This is a genomic window from Draconibacterium sp. IB214405 (genome assembly GCF_033963885.1).
In the GTDB taxonomy this organism is placed as follows: domain Bacteria; phylum Bacteroidota; class Bacteroidia; order Bacteroidales; family Prolixibacteraceae; genus Draconibacterium.
Window position 1 is genome coordinate 27028 of record NZ_JAXBMA010000006.1, and the last position, 22689, is coordinate 49716.

Consider the following 22689-nt stretch of genomic DNA (forward strand, 5'->3'; position numbering starts at 1 on the left):
CTTTTTTTGTATCTTAATTTTCCAATCAGGTGTAACAAATCCGAGGCGCTTTGTCTAAGCAGGTAGAAAGACAAAAAATGAGTACAAAAGAAAATCAGTTTAAACAGCTTTTCGAGGAAAACAAAGACCGCGTTTTTCGTATTTGTTGTTTGTATGTGCGAAGTAGCCACAACCGCGACGATTTGTTCCAGGAAATTTTTACCAACATTTGGAAAAACCTGGGCTCGTTCAGAAACGAAAGCCATGTTAACACCTGGATTTACCGCATTTCGATAAACACCGCCATTAACTACTGCCGCCTGCAAAACAATAACGACAAACGCTGCCAGGAAATTAAACAGGAAATACTTTCTGACGACGATGTTTTGATCTCCCAAAAAACGGTACTGGAAAAAGATCTAAAAACAATGTTCGAAACCATAAACCGGCTTCCCGTCCTGGAAAAGTCGTTTATCAGTTTGGTGTTGGAAGGACTTGACCACGCCCGGATTGCAGAAATTGTTGGAATATCGGAGGGAAATGTCAGGGTAAAATTTCATCGGATAAAAAAGAAATTGAAACAAATGATGGAGGAACAAAACAATGAACTTTGAACAACTATCGGAAAAATACAGTGAACTAAAATCGCCGGAAGAAATGACTACCGGTATTTTAGGAAATAAAAATCAGGAGTCACCATTCTTGAATATGCTGCATACCAACGAAGCTGAGGCAAAAAGAAAATACCGCCGCATGTATATTTTATATGCCATTGGAGCTGTTGCCTATTTTTTCATTTTCATTCTAAATCCTGACAAAGGACTATCTCCGGCAGAACGAATAGCGGGCACGAGCTTTGTTTTTGCGTTCGCTATTCTGGCCGTTCTTTCGCTTAAGCGTTTCAGCGAAATCAACCGTGCAAGTTTTCTCGACTCTCCAAAACAATTTCTGAGAAATGCCCGAAAAAGTTATTCATTTTGGAACAAACAACAACTGTGGTTACTTCCGGTTTTATTGTTTGTAAACGCCGGAGCAACACTGTCTCTTTTGGACAATTTTGGAAACCTGAATCTCCTGACCGGTATTCTTCTTTTCCAGATTGCATTTTGGTGTTTGATGGGATTCGGATTTTTTATGGGGAAAAAAACCTGGACGAAAAAGAAAAAACCAACGCTGCAAAAGATCGAAACTTTGCTTCTTGATTTTGAACAATGAGCCATAAACAGCGTTTGACTGATGGTTACTAAATTTCGTAGGGCGCAGACTAAAAGGGTCTCGACGTATTTTAGTAACTTTGTTATAAATCAAAAATCGAGGGGAAATGAAAACGCTGATTAAAGACGCAACGATAGTAAATGAGGGATTAAAATTTAAAGGAAGTGTTTTAATTGATGGAGAAAAAATAGAGAAGGTTTTTCCTCATGTTGTCCCCGCCGATCTTGATACCAGCCAAACAGAAATAATTGATGCAACAGGATTGTTACTTATCCCCGGAGCAATTGATGATCAGGTACATTTTCGTGAACCGGGTTTAACACATAAAGGCGAAGTTGCGACAGAAAGTAAGGCTGCCGCTGCAGGTGGTGTTACCACTTACATGGAAATGCCCAACACCAATCCGCAAACCGTTACACAAGAAGAATTGCAGAAAAAATTCGATCGGGCAGCCGAAGTTTCAGCGGTTAATTACTCATTTTTTATGGGCGCCACCAACGACAATTTACAGGAAGTACTTAAAACCGATCCGACAAAAGTGTGCGGCATAAAAGTTTTTATGGGTTCTTCAACCGGAAATATGCTGGTTGACGACGATAAAATACTATCGGAAATTTTTAAACATGCGCCAACGTTGGTTGCCACGCACTGCGAAGACGAAGCAACAATAAAAGCAAATACCGAAATTGCCCGCCAGCGTTATGGCGAGAATGTTCCAATTTCGCGGCACTGCCACATCCGCAGCGACGAAGCTTGTTACATTTCGTCGTCGAAAGCGGTTGAACTGGCCTCAAAATTTGATACACGTTTACACATTCTCCACCTTTCGTCGGCAAAAGAAATGAGTCTGTTTTCGCCGGGAAAAGTAAGCGACAAAAAAATTACTGCTGAAGTTTGTGTTCATCACCTTTGGTTCGACGAGCGCGACTACATCGATTACGGCACACGCATAAAATGGAATCCTGCAGTAAAATGTGTAAAAGACAAAGAAGCGCTTTGGGAAGCTTTGCTGGCCGACAAAATTGATGTAATTGCCACCGACCACGCCCCGCATACTCTGGAGGAAAAGAATAACACATATTTTAAAGCTCCATCGGGCGGGCCACTTGTTCAGCACTCGCTGGTTGCCATGCTCGAGTTGAGCAAAAAAGGATTTATCTCCATTGAAAAAGTAATTGAAAAAATGTGTCATGCTCCGGCCGATCTTTTCAGAATCAACGAACGAGGATATATCCGCGAAGGTTATTATGCCGACCTTGTTTTGGTTGATCCGAATAAAAGCTGGATTGTTGCACCCGAGAATATTTTATACAAATGTGGCTGGGCGCCATTCGAGCGTACTGAGTTTTCGAATCAGGTAGTAAGTACTTTTGTAAACGGACTTAAGGTGTACGATGGTAACCAAATCCTTCACTCGAATTACGGACAAGCGGTTACTTTTAACCCATAATCTTTAGAATAATTCTAAAATATCACTCTACCTAAACCTATTTCTCTTTTATACGTTTATGACTGAGCAACTTATTCGTTAAGTAAGTGCACACATTCATAAGGTGGTTTCTTCTGTTGGAAATCACCTTTTTTTAATCATCTAACATTTTCTGTGGCAACTCCTTGGTAGCTTTTGCGCCCAGCTTTTTAATGTTCTCCACTCGTCGAACCAGATTTCCGGCACCTGTGTACAACTTATTTACCGCTGACTCATACGTTTTCTGTGTGGTCGAAAGGTTTTTACCGATGCTTTCCATGTCGGCAATAAAACCAACAAATTTATCGTAGAGCGCACCACCCTGTTTGGCAATTTCTATGGCGTTTCGGGTTTGGTTTTCCTGCTGCCAAATGGAAGAAATAGTGCGTAGAGTTGCCAGCAGTGTTGACGGACTTACGATTACTACTTTCTGATCCCAGGCATAAGAGAACAATTCCTGATCTTCCTGAATGGCCACGCTAAACGAGGCTTCGATTGGAATAAACAACAGCACAAAATCAGGTGAGTTTAACTTGCTGGCAGTTTGATAATGTTTCTCGCTCAATCCTTTAATGTGTGTGCGCAAACTTAAAAGATGCTCTTTTACAAATTTGCTGCGTTCATCGTCATTTTCGGTATTTACAGCACGCTCGTAGGCAATCATCGAAACTTTCGAGTCGACAATAATATGTTTGTTATCGGGTAGGTTAATCACAATATCCGGCTGAATACGTTTGCCTTCCTCTGTTGTGTCGCTGAATTGTTTTTGGTAACCTTGTTCTCCTTCGTTTAACCCCGAACGCTCCAGAATGCGTTCCAGCACCACTTCGCCCCAGTTACCTTGTTTTTTAACATCGCCTTTTAGCGCTTTGGTCAGGTTATTGGCTTCTTCGCTAATTTTATTATTCAGGTCGTATAATTTTTTCAGTTCAGCTTTTAAATCGGTCTGGTCTTTTAAACCTTGTTTGTAAGTATCATCAACCTTCTTCTCGAAAAGCTGGATCTTCTCTTTTAGCGGATTTAATACCTCGCCAATATTTTTTTGGTTGGCAGCTGTAAATTTTTCGCTGTTCTTTTCCAGAATTTTATTGGCTACATTTTCAAACTCGGTAGTCAGTTTTTTCTGAATATCTTCCAATTCCTTTTTCTGGTCGCTTAACTTTTCTTCCTGATTTTTAAACTGCACTTTGGCATTTTCGAGACGCACGTTCAATGCTTTATTCTCTTCCCGAAAAGCCTGCAACTCTGCTTTCCATTCATCGGCTTCAGTTTTTAATGCATTGTAACGTTCCTGCCAAACCAACCCCTGTTTTTCAATTTCAGCCTTTTGCGCCAAAAACTGACTTTCCTTTTCAAAAAGCAATTTCCCTGCATCGGCCTGCCCGCTTTGGGCTTTCAATTTTAGAAAAAGAAATGCAACTACACCGCCAAGTACCACTCCTGCAACCAGATAAATAATTTCCATTTTGATTTTGTTTGAGTTTTAAAAATACAAAAATGCAAAGAAGCTCAAGGCCTGACACGAAAAAATAGTTTATTGAATTTTTAGGGCAGTTAATTTTTCTATTTTTAGGTGAAAATTACACGAATTTTATGGAGGTTAAAATTGAAGAAGGCTGGAAAAATCAGCTAAACGAAGAGTTTGAAAAGGATTATTTTACGAAGTTAAGTGCATTTGTTCGCGACGAATATAAAACGCAGCGGATTTATCCTCCCGGCAAACTTATTTTTAATGCTTTTGACCAGTGTCCGTTTGAAAAACTAAAAGTGGTGATCATCGGCCAGGATCCTTATCACGGGCCGGGGCAGGCGCACGGGCTTTGTTTTTCGGTGAACGACGGCATCCCTTTTCCTCCAAGTTTGCGTAATATTTTTAAGGAACTAAACGGCGATGTTGGCAAGCCAATTCCCACAAGTGGCGACCTGACCGAATGGGCACGTCAGGGAGTTTTGCTGTTAAATGCCACGTTAACTGTTCGCGCACACCAGGCTGCTTCGCACCAGAAAAAAGGCTGGGAACAATTTACCGATGCGGTAATTGAAAAGATAAATGCAGAGAAAGAAAATGTTGTTTTCCTGCTGTGGGGAAATTATGCCATCAGCAAAAGTAAGTTTATCGATCAGGAAAAACATTTTGTACTGACATCGGTGCATCCGTCGCCACTTTCGGCGAGCCGCGGATTTTTTGGCAACAAACATTTTAGCCGCACCAACGAATTTCTGATCTCGAGAGGGTTGGAACCAATCAACTGGTAAAAAAAATCAGCGGGTGACTATCTGTAAAAAACAATAATCACCCGCTGAATATTAAAATAGTTCCGGTTAAAACCGCAAACTCTTCTTACCACTTATAAACGATCGAATTGATGTTCATTCCGGCACCTACTGAACAAAGGATGGTATAATCTCCTTCATTCACTTCGTGTCCTTCCATTTTTCCTTTCACTACCAAATCAACAAGCGTTGGAACAGTAGCTGTTGACGAGTTCCCCAATTCGCGGATACTCATTGGCATAATTCCTTCAGGCACTTCTTTCTGACCGTACAATTTTAACACGCCTGCCAAAATTGCCTCATCCATTTTTTCGTTGGCCTGGTGAATGAATATCTTTTTAATGTCCGACAGTTCCAGCCCGGCTTTTTCGATACTTTCTTTTACTACGCCAGGAACGGTTGTAATGGCATAAACATACAATTTGTGTCCGGCCATTTTTATATACAACTCATCACCTTCGTAATCAGGATTGCTTGATTCTCCCAGTGTAAGCAGGTTCGCATATTTAACAGAATCCGAACGGCTCGAGTGTGATAAAATACCTGTTGGCTCTTCACTTTCAACAGCTTCAACAACGGTTGCTCCGGCACCATCGGCATAAATCATCGAATCGCGGTCGTGCGGATCGGAAATACGTGAAAGTACATCGGCTCCAACAACAACACCTCGTTTACCAAAACCACTCTTTATGTAGGCATCAGCAGTAATCATTCCTTGCGTCCATCCCGGACAACCTGAAACCACATCATGAGCAATGCAGGTAGGATTTTTAATGTGCAACTTCATCTTCACCTTATTGGCCAAACTTGGCAAAACATCGGTGCGAACATTTCCGTCCAGGATGTCGCCAAAATTATGTCCAACGATAATAAAGTCCAGACTTTCCATCGAAATTCCGGCCGATTTGCAAGCATCTTCTACTGCAAATGCTGCAATATCAGAAGTAACCAAATCGTCGGCAATGTAGCGTCGCTCTTCAATATTGGTAATCTCCTGAAACTTCTGGATTATCTCTTCGTTGCTTTTGTCCTCAATCTTTTTCTTCGAAGGAGCATAAAACTCGTTATTCAGAAAATTTGTATTCTTAATTATTTGAGTTGGAAGATGACTTCCGGTACCAATAATTCGTGTGTAAATTTGCTTTGCCATAATCCTTCTTCTAAGCTTTCGCTTTATCCTTAAATGTCTTTAATTCAAATTTTTCACCATCGAAAACACCGTAAGAAAACGATTTTATCCAGTCACCCAGTAAAATAAAGCGGCTTCCTTCATCCATTTTTTCATTTACCAGCTGATGCCGATGGCCCATTATAAAATAATCTACGGGATTTGTTTTAAAAAATTCCGCGGCAAATTTATACATTCCATCCCTATTTGCCATAAAATCTTCGTCATAATCCGAATTTGATAACCTACTGGAAGCAGACCATTTGTGCGCAATGTTAAATGCGAAATTCGGGTGAAGGCGCGAGAAGAGCCAGCGCATGGTTGTATTTGTAAATATCTTTTTCAGGAAAATGTATCCTTTGTCCGACGCGTCGAGGCCGTCGCCGTGTGCGAGAAAGAACTTTTTCCCTTTTATTTCGCGAACGATAAAATCGTGATGTACAGCAATTCCGGTCTCTTCAGCCAAATAATCATACACCCACATATCGTGGTTACCCGTAAAAAAATGTACCGGAACACCTTTATCTGTCAAATCTGCCAGTCGGCCTAAAATTCGTGTAAATCCGCGCGGAACAACCTTTTTATACTCGTACCAGAAATCGAAAATATCACCCATTAAATACAACTCGGATACATCTTCCTTAATTTCATCGAGCCAGGCAGCAAACAGCAGTTCGCGTTCCCGGTTATTTTTCAGGGCCGGCGCTCCAAGGTGTACGTCAGAAACAAAATATATTTTCCGTCTTTCTGTCAATTTTTCGGTTTTATACTAATCTAAAAGTTGAGCCAGCGCTTTGTCGAGTGCCGGTCCTTTAAGGTTTTTGGCAACGATTTTACCCTCTTTGTCGAGCAAATAATTTAACGGAATACTTTGTACATTATAAACAGCTGCAGCCAGTTTACTTCCCTCCATGTCGCCAACATTAATCCAGTTCAAATGATCGGTATCAATAGCATCAACCCATTCCGAACGATTAACATCAACGCTCACCTGGTAAATCTCAAATCCCTTGCGCTTGTATTTATTATAAGCTTCAACAAGCACCGGATTCTGGATTCGTGAAGCACGATCGACAGCTGCCCAAAACTGTAACAGCACAACTTTGCCGCGCAATGATGATAAAGCAATTTCGTTTCCGTCGGCATCCGGCAACACAACATCAGGACTGTTATCACCCTGCTCCTGAATAAACTGTTTCATTTTTTGCGCCTGTTGCTGACGAACAAACTGTAAGGTATTGTTATAAAGTGCCTGCACCTGCTCCGATTTCGGATAGATTGAATTTAATGCCGAAGCAGCGGTTTTCATTACCTGAAGGTCGCGAACAACGTAAGATTCATCCTGTGCGTTAAACTTCTGGTAAAGTGCTAGTACACTTGCCATTGCAAACGGGTTTTCCTGAACAAATTTTGTCGAAAACTCAATCTGATCTTCAACAATCTTGTCGTATTCCTCTGCCCATTTTGGACGAACATCGTCGTATGATGGATTACCCGCATATAAATTATCCAGCGATCGTAACGAGTCGAGTTTGTGGCGGGTATCTTTTAATTTCTGATCGAGCATTTTCACCTGCTCCGAACCCGCTGATCCTTCAACATGGTATTCGCGGTGGAAATTTGCAGCGTCAGCCTGAACAGTGATTGTTTCAGCCGAATCAACCAACAATGTAATGAAGTTCTGATCGGCAAGTTTTAATAAATAGAATGTTGGAATTCCCGTCATCCCTTTAATTTCAAACTCGCCATTTTTATTAATTTTTGCCTCTGCTATTTTTTTCAGCGAATTAGTATGCAATTCCTCCAAAACAATGTTCTGGTCTTCGGCGTGAGTAATTTTACCACGAATTGTAAACTCTTTTTCTTTCTTACACCCTCCAAATACAAACAGGGTAGCTACTAAAAAAAATAAAACTCTGTATCTCATGCTTCTCATATAATTTTAATGTGCCAGCAAATTCCGGCCCGTCAAACGTGCAATTCAATCGTTACTAAAATGTTTTTGATTAAAACGGCTCGTATCGTTAAAGGCCGTAAAATTAACATTTTTGAATACATCGAAAATAGCAAATTCAGAAAATAACATTTTTTATGCTTTTCAGCCTGTATATCAACAAACTAAACCCAAACAATTCAGCAACTATTTTGTATTATTGTTGATAACCGGCATTAAATACACATTTATTTATCGTACGAATTAATATGGATTGCGCCCGGCTGTTTTAAAAGGTTTAAAATTTTCAATAGGTTTGTAGCTCAATTTACTTTAAAAACAGTGAAAATACATTATTCGCTTGACGACTTTAAAGCCCAAAATCCGGTGGTAACCATCGGTACTTTCGACGGATTACACAAAGGGCATCAACTGGTTGTTGAACAGTTGAAAGAATTGGCTAAAGAGCAGAACGGCGAAACCGTTATCTTCACTTTTTACCCGCACCCACGCATCGTAACTTCGCCCGACAAAGCCAACCTGCGTCTGCTTACAACCAAAAACGAAAAGATTAAACTGTTCGAAAAGTTTGGAGTGGACCACCTGGTTATTTATCCTTTTAACAAGGAATTTTCGGAGCTGTCGTATGCCGAATTTGTAAAAGAAATTTTGGTTGATAAAATGGGGACGCGTTGTTTGGTTGTGGGTTACGACCACCGTTTTGGCAAGAACCGCGAAGGAGGCTACGAGTACCTGCAAAAATGTGCCGAAAACTACAACTTTATTGTGCACAAAACTGATGCACTTTCGGTTGAAGCTGAAAAAGTGAGCTCTACAAAAATCAGGGCTGCACTGGAAGCCGGCGATATAAAAAGAGCAAATCAGTATTTAGGTTATCAGTTCACCTTACACGGAACCGTTGTAAAAGGCGAGCAACTGGGCCGAAAACTGGGTTTCCCAACTGCAAACATTGAAGCTTCTGACAAATACAAAATCATTCCGGGCTACGGTGTGTACGCTGTTTTAATTGAAATAAACGGAACAGAATTTAAGGGTATGCTGAATATTGGCACGCGCCCGACGTTTAACAACAATGCCGACAACCGAAGTATTGAAGTAAATATTTTCGATTTCTCTGGAGACATGTATGGTAAAACAATTACTCTGATTTTTGTAGATAAGATTCGTGAAGAGCAGAAGTTCAATGGTGTTGATGCACTGGTAGAACAGCTAAAAGTTGACAAAAAAGTAGCTCAGGAAATTCTGATCAATTACTAATCCCTTTTTAATAAGTTGCAGCTTATTGGCAAATGATCGGACATGCGGTAATCCAGTGTCTGAAAATCGTACGATTCAAAACCATTGCCGTGCAAAATATAGTCGATACGGAACGATGGCAACTTCCCGATATATGTCCGTCCGATTCCTTTTCCTGATTTCACGAAGGCATCGTTTAATCCTGAACTTAATTTCCGGTACGAAAAAGAAGCCGGCGTATCGTTAAAATCGCCGCACAGAATTACGTTGTAAGGCGACTCATCAATATACTTTCGGATTTCGCGCACCTGGGCAGCTCTTAATTGAAACGCCTCTTTAAACTTCGCGCTCATTTCCTTTACCTCTTCCAGGTCTTTCTCCTGGTTTATTCCCGGCGAATCAATTATGTCGTACTTTTCAGGGTCGATGTGGTACGATTGCAGGTGAACATTAAAAATACGAACCGTATCGGCATCAATTAAAACATCAGTGTAAATGGTAATATTTCTTGAGTCTTCGAAGCGGATCTCGCCCATGTTTATAATCGCGTAGCGCGTCATCGTTACCGATCCGTAAGTAGTGCTCGACCGTGCAAACTGGTAATGTTTTATCGATTCCAGATCTTTTACCGTTTGTGCCAGATTAAAAATGCTGTTCTTTCTTAAACGGGCTTCCTGCAAACAAATAATATCCGCATTCTGTCCGGCCAAAAACGATATGATCTTTTTGGCATTTTCCTTCTGAGTTCCACTGGTATCGGCCACAAAATGTTTCACATTATACGAAACAACTTTAATATTTGCCTCATCGCTGCTTTTACCTTTAAACTGCATAAACCGGGAAAAATATCCCCAGCCAACAACAATTATTACCAGCGATAACAAGGTGTAACGTGGCTTAAACAAAATCCAGAATACAATAAACAGGAGATTCCCGGCAAGTAAAAACGGATAAGCCATTCCGAATAATGAAGGAATCCAGTATTTATCGGGCGGTATATACACCGAAAGATACGCTACAATTAGCGCCAGGGCTAAAATTAAATTTACCAGCAGCAGTATATTTAGGAATATTTTTCTCACTTATTAGATTTAGTTATCTGCAAAATATAAAATCGTTCGCAATAACAAACGCAAAAATCTCAATTTCCTGATGTGGAAATCGTTTATTTTTTACATTTCAGCATTCGGTTTTTATTATTCAAATCGCGTCGTAATTCTATCGACTTAAATCCCAATCCGTTAACAAGCTCAATCATTTCGTCACCCAGATACTCATTGATCTCAAAAAACAAAAAGCCGCCTTCGTTAAGTTGTTTTGATGCAAACTCAGCAATCGTCCGGTAAAAAATAAGCGGATCATTATCGCTTACAAACAAGGCCAATTCCGGTTCGTGCTCCAGCACATTGGTTTCCATTAAGCCTTTTTCGCACTCCCGCACATAAGGTGGGTTACTCACGATTACATCAAACTGCTGCCATTCGTACTCCTGCCACTTTAAAATATTGGCATGCTTAAATGTAATTTCCAGTTTGTTTTGCCGGGCATTCTCTGCTGCAACTTCCAACGCATCTTCCGATGTATCAACAGCAAACACTTCAGCATTCGAAATCACGTTTTTTAAAGCCAGCGCAATACAACCACTTCCCGTACCAATATCCACTATTTTTGAATTCTCAAGAATCTCTGTTTTGCATATCCATTCCACCAGTTCTTCCGTTTCGGGCCGCGGAATCAACACGCCGGGTTTTACGCCCAGTTGCAAACCATAAAATTCGGTAACACCCAAAATGTATTGAATCGGCTCGTGTGTTTTTAAGCGATTTACAATAGCAGTAACCATTGCCTGCTCCTCCTTATCAAATACCCGGTCTTTCTCCAAAATCATTTGCGTGTACGATAATCCAAAAACACGATCCATCATCATTTGGACAAATCCCGAGATCTCCGTTTCGGGATAATACGGCGCCAATTCTTCGCGGATATATTGAATAGTTTGCTGCATTGTGTACTTTTGTTCTGCAAATTTAGTCTTTCCTTGAAAATGACAACCGAAGAAAAATACATGGCCCGCTGCATTGAGCTGGCTCGTTTGGGTGCCGGACACGCAGCTCCAAATCCGATGGTTGGTTGTGTGATCATTCACAACAACACAATAATCGGCGAAGGATACCACCAAAAACACGGGCAGGCACATGCCGAAGTAAACGCCATTAATTCGGTAACAAACGAAGATTTACTCAAGGAAAGTACCATTTATGTTTCGTTGGAACCCTGTGCGCATTACGGTTTAACACCGCCTTGTTCCGACCTGATTATCCGAAAAGAAATTCCGCGTGTGGTAATTGGCAGCATCGATCCGTTTGCCAAAGTTGCCGGAAAAGGAATCGAGAAACTCTTAAATGCCGGGGTTGACGTAAAAACCGGAGTTTTAAAAAAAGAATGCGACGAGCTGAATAAACGCTTTTTTACTTTCCATCAGAAAAAGCGCCCCTACATTATTCTGAAATGGGCACAAACAACCGATGGTTTTATTGACATTGACCGAAACGAGGAAAATTACGGTCAGCCAACCTGGATTACGGGACCAAGTGCACTTTTGCGGGTTCACCAGATGCGTGCCGAAGAAGATGCAATTATGGTGGGAACAAACACAGCTGAAAAAGATAATCCGTCGTTAACGGTCCGGCTAATAAAAGGAAAAAATCCGTTGCGAATTGTATTGGATCGTGAATTACGCCTGGATAAAAACCTGAATCTTTTCGACAATTCAACAGAAACACTGGTTTTTAATGCGATAGAAAACCAGGTTGACAAAAAAACGGAATACATAAAAGTTGATTTCCAAAACGAGTTACTTCAGCAGATTTTGGCAACGCTGCACAGTAAAAATAAACTTTCATTAATTGTTGAAGGAGGACTGCAGTTATTGGAGTCTTTTATTTCAGCAGGTTTGTGGGATGAGGCTCATGTATTTATTGGCGATAAAACGTTTGGAAGTGGGATAAAAGCTCCTGTACTTCCGCAAATTGCAGACAGTTCGGAACTTATCGAAAACGACAGGCTGACAATTTTTAAAAATCCGGCTAATGAAAAACCGGTTTCGGACCACCGGGAATGATCTTCTTTTTCAACACATTTTCCACATACATAAAGTAGTAGAACAATTTGTGATTCATCTCAAAACCGTAATCTTCATTAACGTCGTAGCCAACAACCGGCTCGAAATTCCAACTTGGTGACGGTGATGCGCATTTCGCATTCCAGGCACTAACGTATTGTTTGTTCCAGCTTTCATAATACGATTGCGAGCGGTAACTGGCCGGCGTATTTTGCCGCTGGTACCATACATCAAAATTCGCATTAAATGTTTCAACATCGTACTCTACACTGTCCTCGCCCGTTACCTCAACACTCTTCTTTTCACCCTGTGCAACATTTTTAGATCCCGAACAGGCTACAACTAAAACTGCCATTCCGAACAATACACAAAGTAATATGAATTTCGTTTTTCTCATTTCTACCATTAACTACGAATATGAAGCAAATATTGTTTTTACTCAAATAAATTTAGAAATTTACCTGAACAAATTAATAAAATATGTTTGACTGGAGTCAATTCTGGAACTGGTTTTATTTAATTTTCCTCATCACCGCAATTCCTGTTGCCCTAATGATCATATTAGAAAAAAGATCGCCTTTTAAAACGGCAGCCTGGATACTGGTTCTCATCCTTATTCCAATTTTTGGGATGATCTTTTACCTTGTTTTCGGACAGGAATACCGGAAAAGAAAAATGTTTTCGCGGCGCGGCATTAAGAGTCTGAAAGAATTGCGGCGTTTGAGCGCTGAACAACTCAAAAACATCGACCAGCACAAATTAATTTCGCAGGCAGGATTACAAAGCGAATCACAGATCATTCGGCTGCTATTAAATAATTCCGACTCTTTACTTACTACCGGGAACGTGGTACACCTCTTAAAAGATGGCCAGCAAACTTTCGACTACATTATTAAAGCGATAGAAAAAGCCCGGCATCACATCCACATGGAATATTACATTTTTGCCAACGATAAAATCGGGAATAAACTAAAAGACCTGCTGATAAAAAAACGCAAAGAAGGTGTGGAAGTGCGTGTAATTGTTGACGACGTGGGAAGTTGGGGACTCACCAAACGATTTTTTAAAGAGCTGATTGCAAACGATGTGGAAATTCGTCCATTTATGGAAGTGCGGTTTCCACGTTTTACCTCACGCGTAAATTACCGCAACCACCGAAAAATAATTGTTATCGACGGTAAAGTTGGTTTTGTAGGCGGGCTGAATATCGCCGACCGTTACATTGAAGGCATGAAAGGACTTGGGCACTGGCGCGATACTCATCTTCAACTCAACGGCGATGCAGCCACCACTTTACAGGTAATTTTTGCTGCCGACTGGTATTTTATTACCAAACAAAATCTGTATGGATTCCGGTATTTCCCTCCGCTATCGGATGCTCCCGGTGTGCCGGTGCAAATCTCTGCCAGTGGCCCCGATTACAGCTGGAAGAGTATCGAACAAGGATTCTTTTCGGCCATTGCCGGGGCACATAAAAAAGTATACCTGGTTACACCTTACTTAATGCCTCCGCAAGAATTAATAACGGCACTTAAAACTGCTGCACTCAGCCAGCTTGATGTACGCATTATCATTCCTGAAAAATCGGATGCCACCATTTCAAAATGGTGTTCGTTCTCTTATGTAGAGGAATTACTGGAGGCCGGCGTACGAATCTATTTTTACCAGAATGGATTTATCCACAGTAAATACCTGTTGGTCGACGATCATATTTCGAGTGTTGGGACGAGCAATTTCGACTTCCGTAGTTTTGAAACCAATTTTGAAGCCAACGCTTTTATTTACCAAAAAGAATTTGCCGACGAACTGGAGCAACACTTTCTTACGGATCTAAAGAACTGCCGCGAGATAAAGTACCAGGAATGGCACAAACGATCGTTGTTTTTTAAGGTCCGTGAATCACTCGCACATATTATTAGCCCGATGTTTTAAAATGGCAGCTTTCCCAGATCAAGATTTCCACCCGAAAGAATAATACCCACCTTTTTGCCCTGCACATCCACTTTCTTTTCAAGGATTGCAGCCAGTGGCACTGCAGAAGATGGTTCGGTAATAATTTTCATACGTTCCCAGATCATTCGCATAGCTTCCACAATGCTTTCTTCTGAAACAGTTACAATATCATCAACCTTATCGAGAATAATAGCAAAGTTCCGTTCGCCCAACGAAGTCAGCAAACCATCGGCAATCGTTTTTGGATTTTCGGAAGGCACGAATTTTTTTGATCGAAATGAACGGTAAGCATCGTCGGCTCCGGCAGGTTCGGCAGCAATTACTTTGCAGGCAGGTAGCAAATGTTTTGTCGAAATAGCTGTTCCGCTTAATAAACCGCCACCACCAACAGGCGCCATAATCACATCAAATTCGCCTTTGTCTTCAATCAATTCTTTGGCGGCAGTTCCCTGACCGGCAATTACATTAAAGTTATTGTAGGGATGAATTTCTGTTGCTCCCGTTTCTTCCACCACTTTCGCCAGGGTACTTTCACGTGCCTGTAAAGTTGGTTTGCAAAAGGTAATTTTCGCACCATAACCGGCCACTGCTTTCTTTTTTATTTCAGGCGAATTTTCGGGCATTACAATGTGCGCATCAATTCCACGCATCCGGGCTGCCAATGCCAGCGCTGCGGCATGGTTGCCGGAAGAATGTGTTGCCACACCTTTAGCGGCATCTTCTTCACTCAAAGAAAACACGGCATTACACGCACCTCGAAATTTAAACGCGCCCACCTTTTGCAGGTTTTCGCACTTAAAAAACAGTTCTGCACCAACAATATTGTTAATACTTTCCGATGTTAACACCGGTGTACGATGTGCGTATTTCTGTACAATTTCGTGAGCTTTTACTATATCGGTATAAATCGGAATGTCCATTCTTATTCAGTTTTACTCAGTTTCTCGTTTAATAAATTGTAATCCGTGTTGTATATCGATTGTTTCGAAAGTTCCCGCATACGTTTTAATCCTGAAATATAGAGGTACACCACAAAACCTACAAAGACGATGGTTAACCAGCCGATTTCGGTAAACAGAATAAAATCGTATATCCCATGCAGAAGAATTGGAAACAGTAGTGCTTTTTGTTTCAGGCTTTGGCGTTGTTTTTCGTAAAATTTAGCAAGACCAAAATAAAAGCCCATTGTAATTCCAAAGATCGCGTGGGCCGGGACAGCAGTTATTGCACGCATAAATCCGGTGCTTAAGCCACCGTCCATAACGTAAAGCACATTCTCAACAGCTGCAAAACCCAACGAAACATAAGTGGCATAAACAATCCCGTCGAACTTTTCGTTGAACTCCCGGCTTTTCCAAATCAGGATATACAAAGCCAGGTATTTAAACAGCTCTTCCGAAAATGCTGCCACAGCAAAAGCTCTCCACGCTGCCGAAAGCAACCATGGAAAAGACATGGAAAAACGATCTAAAAAACGCTCGAGAAATAATATTGGGATAACCGTTAATCCACCAGCCAGCAGCGCAAAAAGCAGCAAGCGCAACGGTTCTTTTTCATACTTATCACGAAAATAAATATAGGCAGCAATTATAACAACCGGGGCAAGTGCAAGTACAAGAAGGTTCATAAACACCTTATTTTACATCGTTGAAATAGAAAGCCTGCACTCCTTTCACTCCCGGGCGAAATTTAAAAACGCCGCCGGCATTTGGCCATTTCGCCAATTCCTCATTGCTGGTAGCTTCGCGTGCAGAGGTGATATAAAGTGTACTTAAATCCTCGTCGCCAAAAGCGCACGATGTAATATTTTTTGCCGGAACTTCAATTTTGTCGATCAGCTCATCACTTACCGGATCCCAACAACCAACTGCCGAGCCACCCCAAAGCGCCACCCACAAGTGATCGTTTTCGTCAATGGTCATCCCATCGGGCGAACCCAACTCTGCAGGTACGTTTACTGCAACCACAGGATTTGATATCTCACCGGTCACATCATCGTAATCGTAAGCCATTACCTTTTGTGTTGGTGTATCGATGTAATACATTTTGGTCTTGTCCTTGCTCCACACAATACCGTTCGAAATACTCACTTTATCAACCATTTTATGAATCGAAGTATCGGGATCGAAACGATACAAAGCGGCTACTTCCATTTCTCCACTGAGACTTATTGTTCCGGCCCAGAATCTTCCTGACGGATCGCATTTACCATCGTTAAAACGGTTATCTGGTAAATTTGCTTCCGGTGCTGACAACTGCTTTTTCGCACCGGATTGTATATCGAAATAATAAATCCCCTGCTGTAAGGCAACCAAAGCATTGCCACTTTCTGTTGGCACTACTGTACCAATCATCTGCCCTGTAAACATCTCTTTGTTGTAGCCGGTTGCCGGATTGTAGATATTCAAAATTTCTTTTTTGATATCAACCCACATCAATTCCCCGGTTTTGTAATTCCACAGCGAACCTTCGCCAAGTGTCGATTGGCTATCGAGCACCAGCTCGGCTTGTTTTGTTTTTGGTGCTGAACAACTAAACAACAAGGCTACTACAAAGAGAAGAACGATTTGTTTCATAAAGATTGGTTTTTGGTTGATTGCAGATTTTCTTACTCGAAACTATTTAATATTTTGAATGAGTTCTTTCATAATCAATGTCATTTTCGGCTCGGCTTTCATAGCCACTTCCTGCACTTCTTCGTGCGATATTTCAACAATTTCGCCGGGCACGCCACTGTCGGTTACAATTGAAATACCAAACACACGCATGTCCATATGGCGGGCAACTATCACTTCCGGAACGGTTGACATTCCAACAACGTCGCCACCCAAAATACGGAACATTTTATATTCTGCAGGAGTTTCAAAAGTTGGTCCGGAAACGCCAACATAAACACCTTCTTTTACATCGATGTTATGCTGCAAGGCAATTAATTTGGCCTTGTTTCGAAGTCGGGTGCTGTATGGTTTGCTCATATCAGGAAAACGCGGACCGAGTTCGTTTTCATTCTTCCCACGCAACGGGTGTTCCGGGAAAAAGTTAATATGATCAGTAAGTAAAACGATCTCGCCAACGTGCCAGTCGGGATTTAATCCGCCGCTTGCATTCGATACAAAAAGATTATTCACACCTACATACTTCATCACTCGCACCGGGAAAGTAACCTCTTTCATATCGTAGCCTTCGTAGTAGTGAAAGCGTCCCTGCATGGCCAACACTTCGGTATTACCAAGTTTTCCGTAAATCAAACGTCCGGCATGTCCTTCAACTGTCGACACCGGGAAGTTTGGAATTTCGGTATACGGGATCGAATCGATAATTTCGATTTCGTTCACCAGGCCACCAAGACCGGTTCCTAAAATAATTCCAATCTCAGGACTTGCCTGAATTCTTTCTTTTATAAAGCTCGCGGTTGCTTTTATTTTCTCCAACATAATTCAATATCTTCTTATTAAACGATTTCTTTTCTTCTTCGAGGAAGTCAATTTTAACCGGCAGGTAATACATTGCCTTTTTTATTTCATCACTCAACTGAGTAATATCTTTAAAACGCATAGCATCCTTTTCGGTTGTAACAATTATCTTTTTATTTGAATTTATCTCACTGAATCGCTTTTCAATTTCATTCACATCGCTTATGCTGAATGAATGATGATCGGGAAAACTGAGCGTTTCCATGTGCGATCCGAGTTTTTTGATGTACGAGTGCATTTGTTTTGGCGCAGCAATACCTGTTACCACCATAATATGACAACTCACATCGCGATAAGTTTCTTCATCAATTTCGGGAGCATCAAAAACGGGTTGAAATTTTCCGTAAACCAGACGGGTAAAATACAGTTTCTGATACGGGAGCAAGTTCACATCGTTCTGCAAAATACGGCGCATAATCGGTGTAACTTCCTCGGGGCATTTTGTAAAAAGAATAATATTTGCCCGTCGCATTTGCGACACTCCTTCTCGCAAACGTCCTACCGGCAGCAGGGTATCGTTTTTTATCTGTCGGTTATAATCAATCAGCAGAATATTTATTCCGGGGGAGATTCTCCGGTGCTGAAAAGCATCGTCGAGCAGCACCACATCAGGTGACTTTCCGTCTTTCGGATCGAGTAATTTTTCAACTCCGGAAACCCGGTTTTCACACACCGAAACCGTTACTTCAGGATATTTATTTTTTATCTGCAATGGTTCATCGCCAACATCGCGGGCCGAAGAATTTGTTTCAACCAAACGAAAACCTTTTGTTTTCCGCTTGTAACCACGGCTTAATGTTGCCACTTCGTAGTTATCTTTTAATAAATTCACCAGGTATTCTACGTGCGGCGTTTTTCCGGTGCCACCAACCGTAATATTACCGATTGAGATTACAGGAACATCAAATTCCCGGGACGTAAATATTTTGAGATCGTAGGCTCTGTTGCGTAAATAAACCACCAATCCGTACAACCATGAAAGAGGATAAAGAAAAATTTTTACCATTTAAAATGTTCTTCAAAATAGAGAGCTAAGATACGAAAAAAGGATGCACCACAAATTACGTGATGCATCCTTCAATATTATTGCTTCTCTGCTTAATTCAAATAAATATCGTAAGGCATGCGCGCGTAAACACCATTCATCTCCGAAGCCTTTTTCAGGTACTCGTAGTAGCGGTATTTTTCGCCCAATTCACCTTTTAAAATATGGGCACGAACGTTACCACCCATTTTCAAAAATTCTTCAAGCGGATTAGGTAAAGCTGGTAAATTAACCGTGCGATAAGTATCAAGTCCCTCCATTTCGGCAGCCAGTTTAATGGCATCTTCCAATCCGCCAAACTCGTCGATCAAACCAATATCCATGGCATTTTCGCCACTCCAAACACGTCCCTGACCAATATTGTCGACTGCTTCTTTTGTCATGCCACGTCCTTCCGACACATGCGAAAGGAAAGTATCGTACCCATTGGCAACGTATTGAGTCATTCGTTGTTTTTCGTATGGCGTCATTGGGCGCATAACTGAAACAAAGTTACCATGTTCATGTGTACTAACAGCATCACTTGTGATTCCGAGTTTGTCGTTCATCAATTCACCAAAGTTTGGCACTTGACCGAAAATTCCAATCGATCCGGTAATGGTATTTGGACTGGCAACAATCTTATCTGCCGGGCACGAAATGTAATAACCACCCGATGCTGCAACATCGCCAAACGACACAACCAGTGTTTTTTCATCGGCCGCCAGTTTTACTTCGCGCCAAATGGTTTCCGAATCAAAAACAGCTCCACCCGGAGAGTTTACACGAAGGACAATCGCTTTATACGAGCTGTCCTGACGCACTTTACGAATTTCTTTACCCAGTTTATCGCCGTTTATACCTTCGCCACCGCTCAGCGTCACTCCAATCTCGCCACTGGCATAAATAACAGCTATTTTGTCCCTGCTGAACTTTTTAGTTTTTCCTTTAACCGGAACTTTCACATAATCCTTTACACTCACCACCGGAATTCCATCAGTTCCTTTAACTCCCGTAATTTCGCGCATATCGTCAAGTACCTCATCGCGATATTTAGCTGCGTCGATTAAGCCGTTTTCAACCATAGCTGCAGCTTTTTTATAGGTTTGTGCCTCGTTGGCCAAAGCATTTAGTTGTTCTTCTGAAATTCCACGAGTTTCAGCAATACCTTTTATCATGTGGTTCCATAAACTATTCATATAAACCAGTCGCTGCTCGCGGTTTTCTTCACTCATTTTATCCAGCATGTAAGGTTCAACTGCCGACTTAAATTTATTGTTCGGGCCACGAACAATCTGCATTTCAACCCCCAGTTTATCGAGAGCGTTTTTATAAAACATCAGCTCGCTGCTTAATCCACGAAAATCAAGCATAACTTCAGGATGCAAAACAATCTGGTCGGCAACTGTTGCCACGTAATAACCTTTCTGGTCGAGCAACATCTGGTCGGCACATGCATAAACAGGTTTATCGCAACTATCTTTAAAGGCGATCAAGGCATTTCTTATTTCCTCCACCGAAGCGTATCCTCCGCTGGTTGCCGAAAGTTTCAGGTATATTCCTTTAATACGATCGTCGTAAGCAGCTTTTTGTAACGATTCGCGAATGTTGTCGAGACCAATTGTTTTTACCGAACTAAAAATTCCCGGCAAATCAAGGTCTTCGAACGGATCGTTTGGAGCACGATCAACAATACTTTGCCCCAGGTCGATAACCAACATCGATTGATCGGCCACTGTTACTTGTTTTTCGCTTGAAGCAACAATGGCCCCAAATACAATAAACATTAAAAAAATACCAATAAACGACAAAGCCAGCACACCAACAATCGTCGCAAATACGTACTTGAAGAATTCTTTCATATTTTTGTGATTTAATTTATACTTCTTCTACTGTGAATGAGTAATGTTTTATACCAGTAATTACAAATATAAAACACAATGAACAAGGTATTTCTAGGAATTGGTGGAAATTTGGGCGATAAGCAAAAAAATTTTGATCGCGCCTACCATTTAATCGATATAAAATTAGGACACATTATTCAAAAATCATCTGTTTACGAAACGCCACCGTGGGGTTTTCATTCCGATAATGTTTTCTGGAACCAGATTTTGGTTATTGAGACCATATTGGAAGCTGAAGAATTGCTCTGGCGTATTCATGAAATAGAAGCAGATTTTGGCCGGAAGCGGGAATCAGAACGCTACTCTTCGCGCGAAATGGATATTGACATTCTGTATTTTAACGACGATTTTATTGAAACAAAGGATTTGATTATTCCTCACCCGCGTATTCACGAAAGACGTTTTGTACTGGTTCCGCTTGTTGAAATTGCTCCCGAACTAAAACATCCTTTGCGCCGGTTAACCAGCATTGAAATGCTGGAAAACTGTTTGGATAAATCGTTGATTAAAAAAGTAAAACCGGACGAGAAAACTGAATAATGAATTTCGATTAACGATTTTGGATTTCAGATCGAATTAATCACTCCAAATAAATCGAAACATCTGCCTTATTACCAAGCGACTAACATTAAGAATACTCGACATTTCTATGGAAACAAAAGCAATCACTCCTGCAACCTGATGCGTGGAATTAAACAATCCTGATTATTCCTGAATCCCCTCTGTCCATTCTGAATTATACAAGTAGTCGTTATACGGAAAACGTTGCGAGTGAATTCCTTTAACTTCCTCGTAAAGTTCTGCCTTAAATTCTTCGATGTTTGTTTTCTCTTTTGCTGAAATAAACAAAGCCGGAGTGTTACTTTTTGCCATCCACGATTTTTTCCACTCATCCAGGGTGAAATTATCACGGGTACGTGGCGAAAGATCATCTTCGTCTTTTTCCTCGTAGGTAAAAGCATCGATCTTATTGAAGATATAGAATGTAGGTTTGTCTCCGGCACCAATTTCTTCGAGCGTGCTATCAACCGTTTCAATCTGCTCTTCGAAACCCGGGTGCGAAATATCTACAATGTGAAGCAAAATGTCGGCTTCGCGTACCTCATCGAGTGTCGATTTAAACGACTCAACCAAACCGTGTGGTAATTTTCGGATAAAACCAACGGTATCGGCCAATAAGAAAGGCAGGTTACCGATAACCACTTTACGAACGGTGGTATCGAGCGTTGCAAACAATTTATTCTCGGCAAAAACTTCCGATTTTGCCATCATATTCATAATGGTAGATTTGCCTACGTTTGTATAACCCACCAAAGCAACACGAACCATCTTACCGCGGTTCTTTCGTTGTGTCGATTTTTGTTTATCGATTTTTACCAGCTGTGCTTTTAATCGCGATATTTTATCAAGGATAATACGGCGGTCGGTTTCAATCTGGGTTTCACCTGGACCACGCATTCCAATACCACCCCGCTGACGTTCAAGGTGAGTCCACATTCGGGTAAGTCGTGGAAGCAGGTATTGATATTGCGCCAGCTCAACCTGAGTTTTTGCGTGGGCGGTTTGTGCTCTTTTTGCAAAAATGTCCAGAATCAGGTTGGTACGATCCAGAATTTTACACTCCAAAGCCCGCTCCACGTTACGAAGCTGAGTTGGTGTAAGTTCGTCGTCGAAGATCACAGTATCTGCCTCAACAACCTTTATATAATTGCCGATCTCTTCCAGTTTTCCGGGACCAACAAATGTTGCTTTGTTTGGAATATCCAGCTTCTGGGTGAACTTTTTTAATACTTGTGCACCTGCAGTATCCGCTAAAAACTCCAATTCGTCGAGGTACTCTTTTGCCTGACGTTCGTCCTGATCCTGGTTGATCAAGCCCACAATAACTGCCTTTTCTGTAATTGGTGCTGTTTCTATCAT

General features: G+C 41.3%; 22 protein-coding genes. 8 read left to right on the forward strand and 14 right to left on the reverse strand.

Annotated elements, in window-relative coordinates; translation table 11 throughout:
* The first annotated feature begins 77 nt into the window (after nucleotides 1-77).
* From SLH46_RS19120 to SLH46_RS19130, 3 genes are all read left to right on the forward strand, one after another.
* Nucleotides 78-593 carry an RNA polymerase sigma factor gene (locus SLH46_RS19120; protein WP_320282827.1) on the forward strand — a complete coding sequence of 172 codons (516 nt, stop codon included), beginning with the start codon at nucleotides 78-80 and terminating at the stop codon, nucleotides 591-593.
* Nucleotides 583-1194 carry a hypothetical protein gene (locus SLH46_RS19125; protein WP_320282828.1) on the forward strand — a complete coding sequence of 204 codons (612 nt, stop codon included), beginning with the start codon at nucleotides 583-585 and terminating at the stop codon, nucleotides 1192-1194. Before SLH46_RS19120 ends, SLH46_RS19125 begins: the two co-directional genes overlap by 11 nt.
* 106 nt (nucleotides 1195-1300) lie before the next feature.
* The gene (locus tag SLH46_RS19130) at nucleotides 1301-2644 is read left to right on the forward strand and encodes a dihydroorotase (RefSeq protein ID WP_320282829.1); all 1344 of its coding nucleotides are present in this window, start codon (nucleotides 1301-1303) and stop codon (nucleotides 2642-2644) included.
* Nucleotides 2645-2777: 133 nt separating this feature from the next.
* Here SLH46_RS19130 and rmuC read toward each other — a convergent pair whose 3' ends face one another.
* Nucleotides 2778-4127, reverse strand: coding sequence for a DNA recombination protein RmuC (rmuC, locus tag SLH46_RS19135; RefSeq protein WP_320282830.1), 1350 nt, complete (start codon nucleotides 4125-4127; stop codon nucleotides 2778-2780).
* 128 nt (nucleotides 4128-4255) lie between these two features.
* On the opposite strand from rmuC, the gene ung reads away from it, so the two are divergent.
* Nucleotides 4256-4918, forward strand: coding sequence for a uracil-DNA glycosylase (gene ung, locus SLH46_RS19140; protein ID WP_320282831.1), 663 nt, complete (start codon nucleotides 4256-4258; stop codon nucleotides 4916-4918).
* A gap of 85 nt (nucleotides 4919-5003) precedes the next feature.
* Here the strand turns inward: ung and SLH46_RS19145 are convergent, their stop codons facing one another.
* From SLH46_RS19145 to SLH46_RS19155, 3 genes are read right to left on the reverse strand one after another with little or no spacing between them, the layout of a single operon-like run.
* A complete protein-coding gene (locus tag SLH46_RS19145; protein WP_320282832.1) occupies nucleotides 5004-6086 on the reverse strand; it encodes a 3-oxoacyl-ACP synthase III family protein in 1083 nt (360 codons plus the stop codon).
* 10 nt (nucleotides 6087-6096) lie between these two features.
* Complete coding sequence (locus tag SLH46_RS19150) at nucleotides 6097-6858, reverse strand: UDP-2,3-diacylglucosamine diphosphatase (protein ID WP_320282833.1); 762 nt, start codon at nucleotides 6856-6858, stop codon at nucleotides 6097-6099.
* A gap of 15 nt (nucleotides 6859-6873) precedes the next feature.
* Nucleotides 6874-8031, reverse strand: a complete 1158-nt coding sequence (locus SLH46_RS19155) for a TlpA disulfide reductase family protein (protein WP_320282834.1) — start codon at nucleotides 8029-8031, stop codon at nucleotides 6874-6876.
* Nucleotides 8032-8379: 348 nt separating this feature from the next.
* On the opposite strand from SLH46_RS19155, the gene SLH46_RS19160 reads away from it, so the two are divergent.
* Nucleotides 8380-9315 (forward strand): bifunctional riboflavin kinase/FAD synthetase, encoded by a 936-nt coding sequence (locus SLH46_RS19160; RefSeq protein WP_320282835.1) that lies wholly within the window; start codon nucleotides 8380-8382, stop codon nucleotides 9313-9315.
* Here the strand turns inward: SLH46_RS19160 and SLH46_RS19165 are convergent.
* Together SLH46_RS19165 and prmC are read right to left on the reverse strand one after the other, a co-directional pair.
* Complete coding sequence (locus SLH46_RS19165) at nucleotides 9312-10376, reverse strand: endonuclease/exonuclease/phosphatase family protein (protein ID WP_320282836.1); 1065 nt, start codon at nucleotides 10374-10376, stop codon at nucleotides 9312-9314. The genes SLH46_RS19160 and SLH46_RS19165 overlap by 4 nt on opposite strands.
* A gap of 83 nt (nucleotides 10377-10459) precedes the next feature.
* Entirely contained in the window at nucleotides 10460-11299 is an 840-nt protein-coding gene (gene prmC / locus SLH46_RS19170) for a peptide chain release factor N(5)-glutamine methyltransferase (RefSeq protein ID WP_320282837.1), read from the reverse strand.
* A 39-nt stretch (nucleotides 11300-11338) separates the two neighbouring features.
* Here prmC and ribD point away from each other — a divergent pair, with 39 nt between their 5' ends.
* Nucleotides 11339-12415 carry a bifunctional diaminohydroxyphosphoribosylaminopyrimidine deaminase/5-amino-6-(5-phosphoribosylamino)uracil reductase RibD gene (gene ribD, locus SLH46_RS19175; RefSeq protein ID WP_320282838.1) on the forward strand — a complete coding sequence of 359 codons (1077 nt, stop codon included), beginning with the start codon at nucleotides 11339-11341 and terminating at the stop codon, nucleotides 12413-12415.
* On the opposite strand, the gene SLH46_RS19180 is transcribed toward ribD, so the two are convergent.
* A complete protein-coding gene (locus tag SLH46_RS19180; RefSeq protein ID WP_320282839.1) occupies nucleotides 12381-12812 on the reverse strand; it encodes a DUF6146 family protein in 432 nt (143 codons plus the stop codon). The two genes, ribD and SLH46_RS19180, sit on opposite strands and share 35 nt — an antisense overlap.
* Before the next feature lie 83 nt (nucleotides 12813-12895).
* Between SLH46_RS19180 and cls the strand changes: the two genes are divergently transcribed.
* Entirely contained in the window at nucleotides 12896-14347 is a 1452-nt protein-coding gene (gene cls / locus SLH46_RS19185) for a cardiolipin synthase (protein ID WP_320282840.1), read from the forward strand.
* Here the strand turns inward: cls and SLH46_RS19190 are convergent.
* The 6 genes from SLH46_RS19190 to sppA all read right to left on the reverse strand — a co-directional run bounded on the left by SLH46_RS19190 (nucleotide 14344) and on the right by sppA (nucleotide 20727).
* Nucleotides 14344-15288 carry a pyridoxal-phosphate dependent enzyme gene (locus tag SLH46_RS19190; protein WP_320282841.1) on the reverse strand — a complete coding sequence of 315 codons (945 nt, stop codon included), beginning with the start codon at nucleotides 15286-15288 and terminating at the stop codon, nucleotides 14344-14346. The genes cls and SLH46_RS19190 overlap by 4 nt on opposite strands.
* 2 nt (nucleotides 15289-15290) lie before the next feature.
* Nucleotides 15291-15995, reverse strand: a complete 705-nt coding sequence (locus tag SLH46_RS19195; RefSeq protein ID WP_320282842.1) for a PrsW family glutamic-type intramembrane protease — start codon at nucleotides 15993-15995, stop codon at nucleotides 15291-15293.
* A gap of 7 nt (nucleotides 15996-16002) precedes the next feature.
* On the reverse strand, nucleotides 16003-16944 hold the full coding sequence (locus SLH46_RS19200; protein ID WP_320282843.1) for an SMP-30/gluconolactonase/LRE family protein: 942 nt from the start codon (nucleotides 16942-16944) through the stop codon (nucleotides 16003-16005).
* 42 nt (nucleotides 16945-16986) lie between these two features.
* Complete coding sequence (locus tag SLH46_RS19205; protein ID WP_320282844.1) at nucleotides 16987-17802, reverse strand: purine-nucleoside phosphorylase; 816 nt, start codon at nucleotides 17800-17802, stop codon at nucleotides 16987-16989.
* Nucleotides 17741-18847: a tetraacyldisaccharide 4'-kinase gene (gene lpxK, locus SLH46_RS19210; RefSeq protein WP_320282845.1), complete on the reverse strand. Its 1107-nt coding sequence runs from the start codon at nucleotides 18845-18847 to the stop codon at nucleotides 17741-17743. Before lpxK ends, SLH46_RS19205 begins: the two co-directional genes overlap by 62 nt.
* 92 nt (nucleotides 18848-18939) lie before the next feature.
* A complete protein-coding gene (sppA, locus tag SLH46_RS19215; protein WP_320282846.1) occupies nucleotides 18940-20727 on the reverse strand; it encodes a signal peptide peptidase SppA in 1788 nt (595 codons plus the stop codon).
* A gap of 78 nt (nucleotides 20728-20805) precedes the next feature.
* Between sppA and folK the strand changes: the two genes are divergently transcribed.
* Entirely contained in the window at nucleotides 20806-21309 is a 504-nt protein-coding gene (folK, locus tag SLH46_RS19220) for a 2-amino-4-hydroxy-6-hydroxymethyldihydropteridine diphosphokinase (protein WP_320282847.1), read from the forward strand.
* 165 nt (nucleotides 21310-21474) lie between these two features.
* Here folK and hflX read toward each other — a convergent pair whose 3' ends face one another.
* Complete coding sequence (hflX, locus tag SLH46_RS19225) at nucleotides 21475-22689, reverse strand: GTPase HflX (RefSeq protein ID WP_320282848.1); 1215 nt, start codon at nucleotides 22687-22689, stop codon at nucleotides 21475-21477.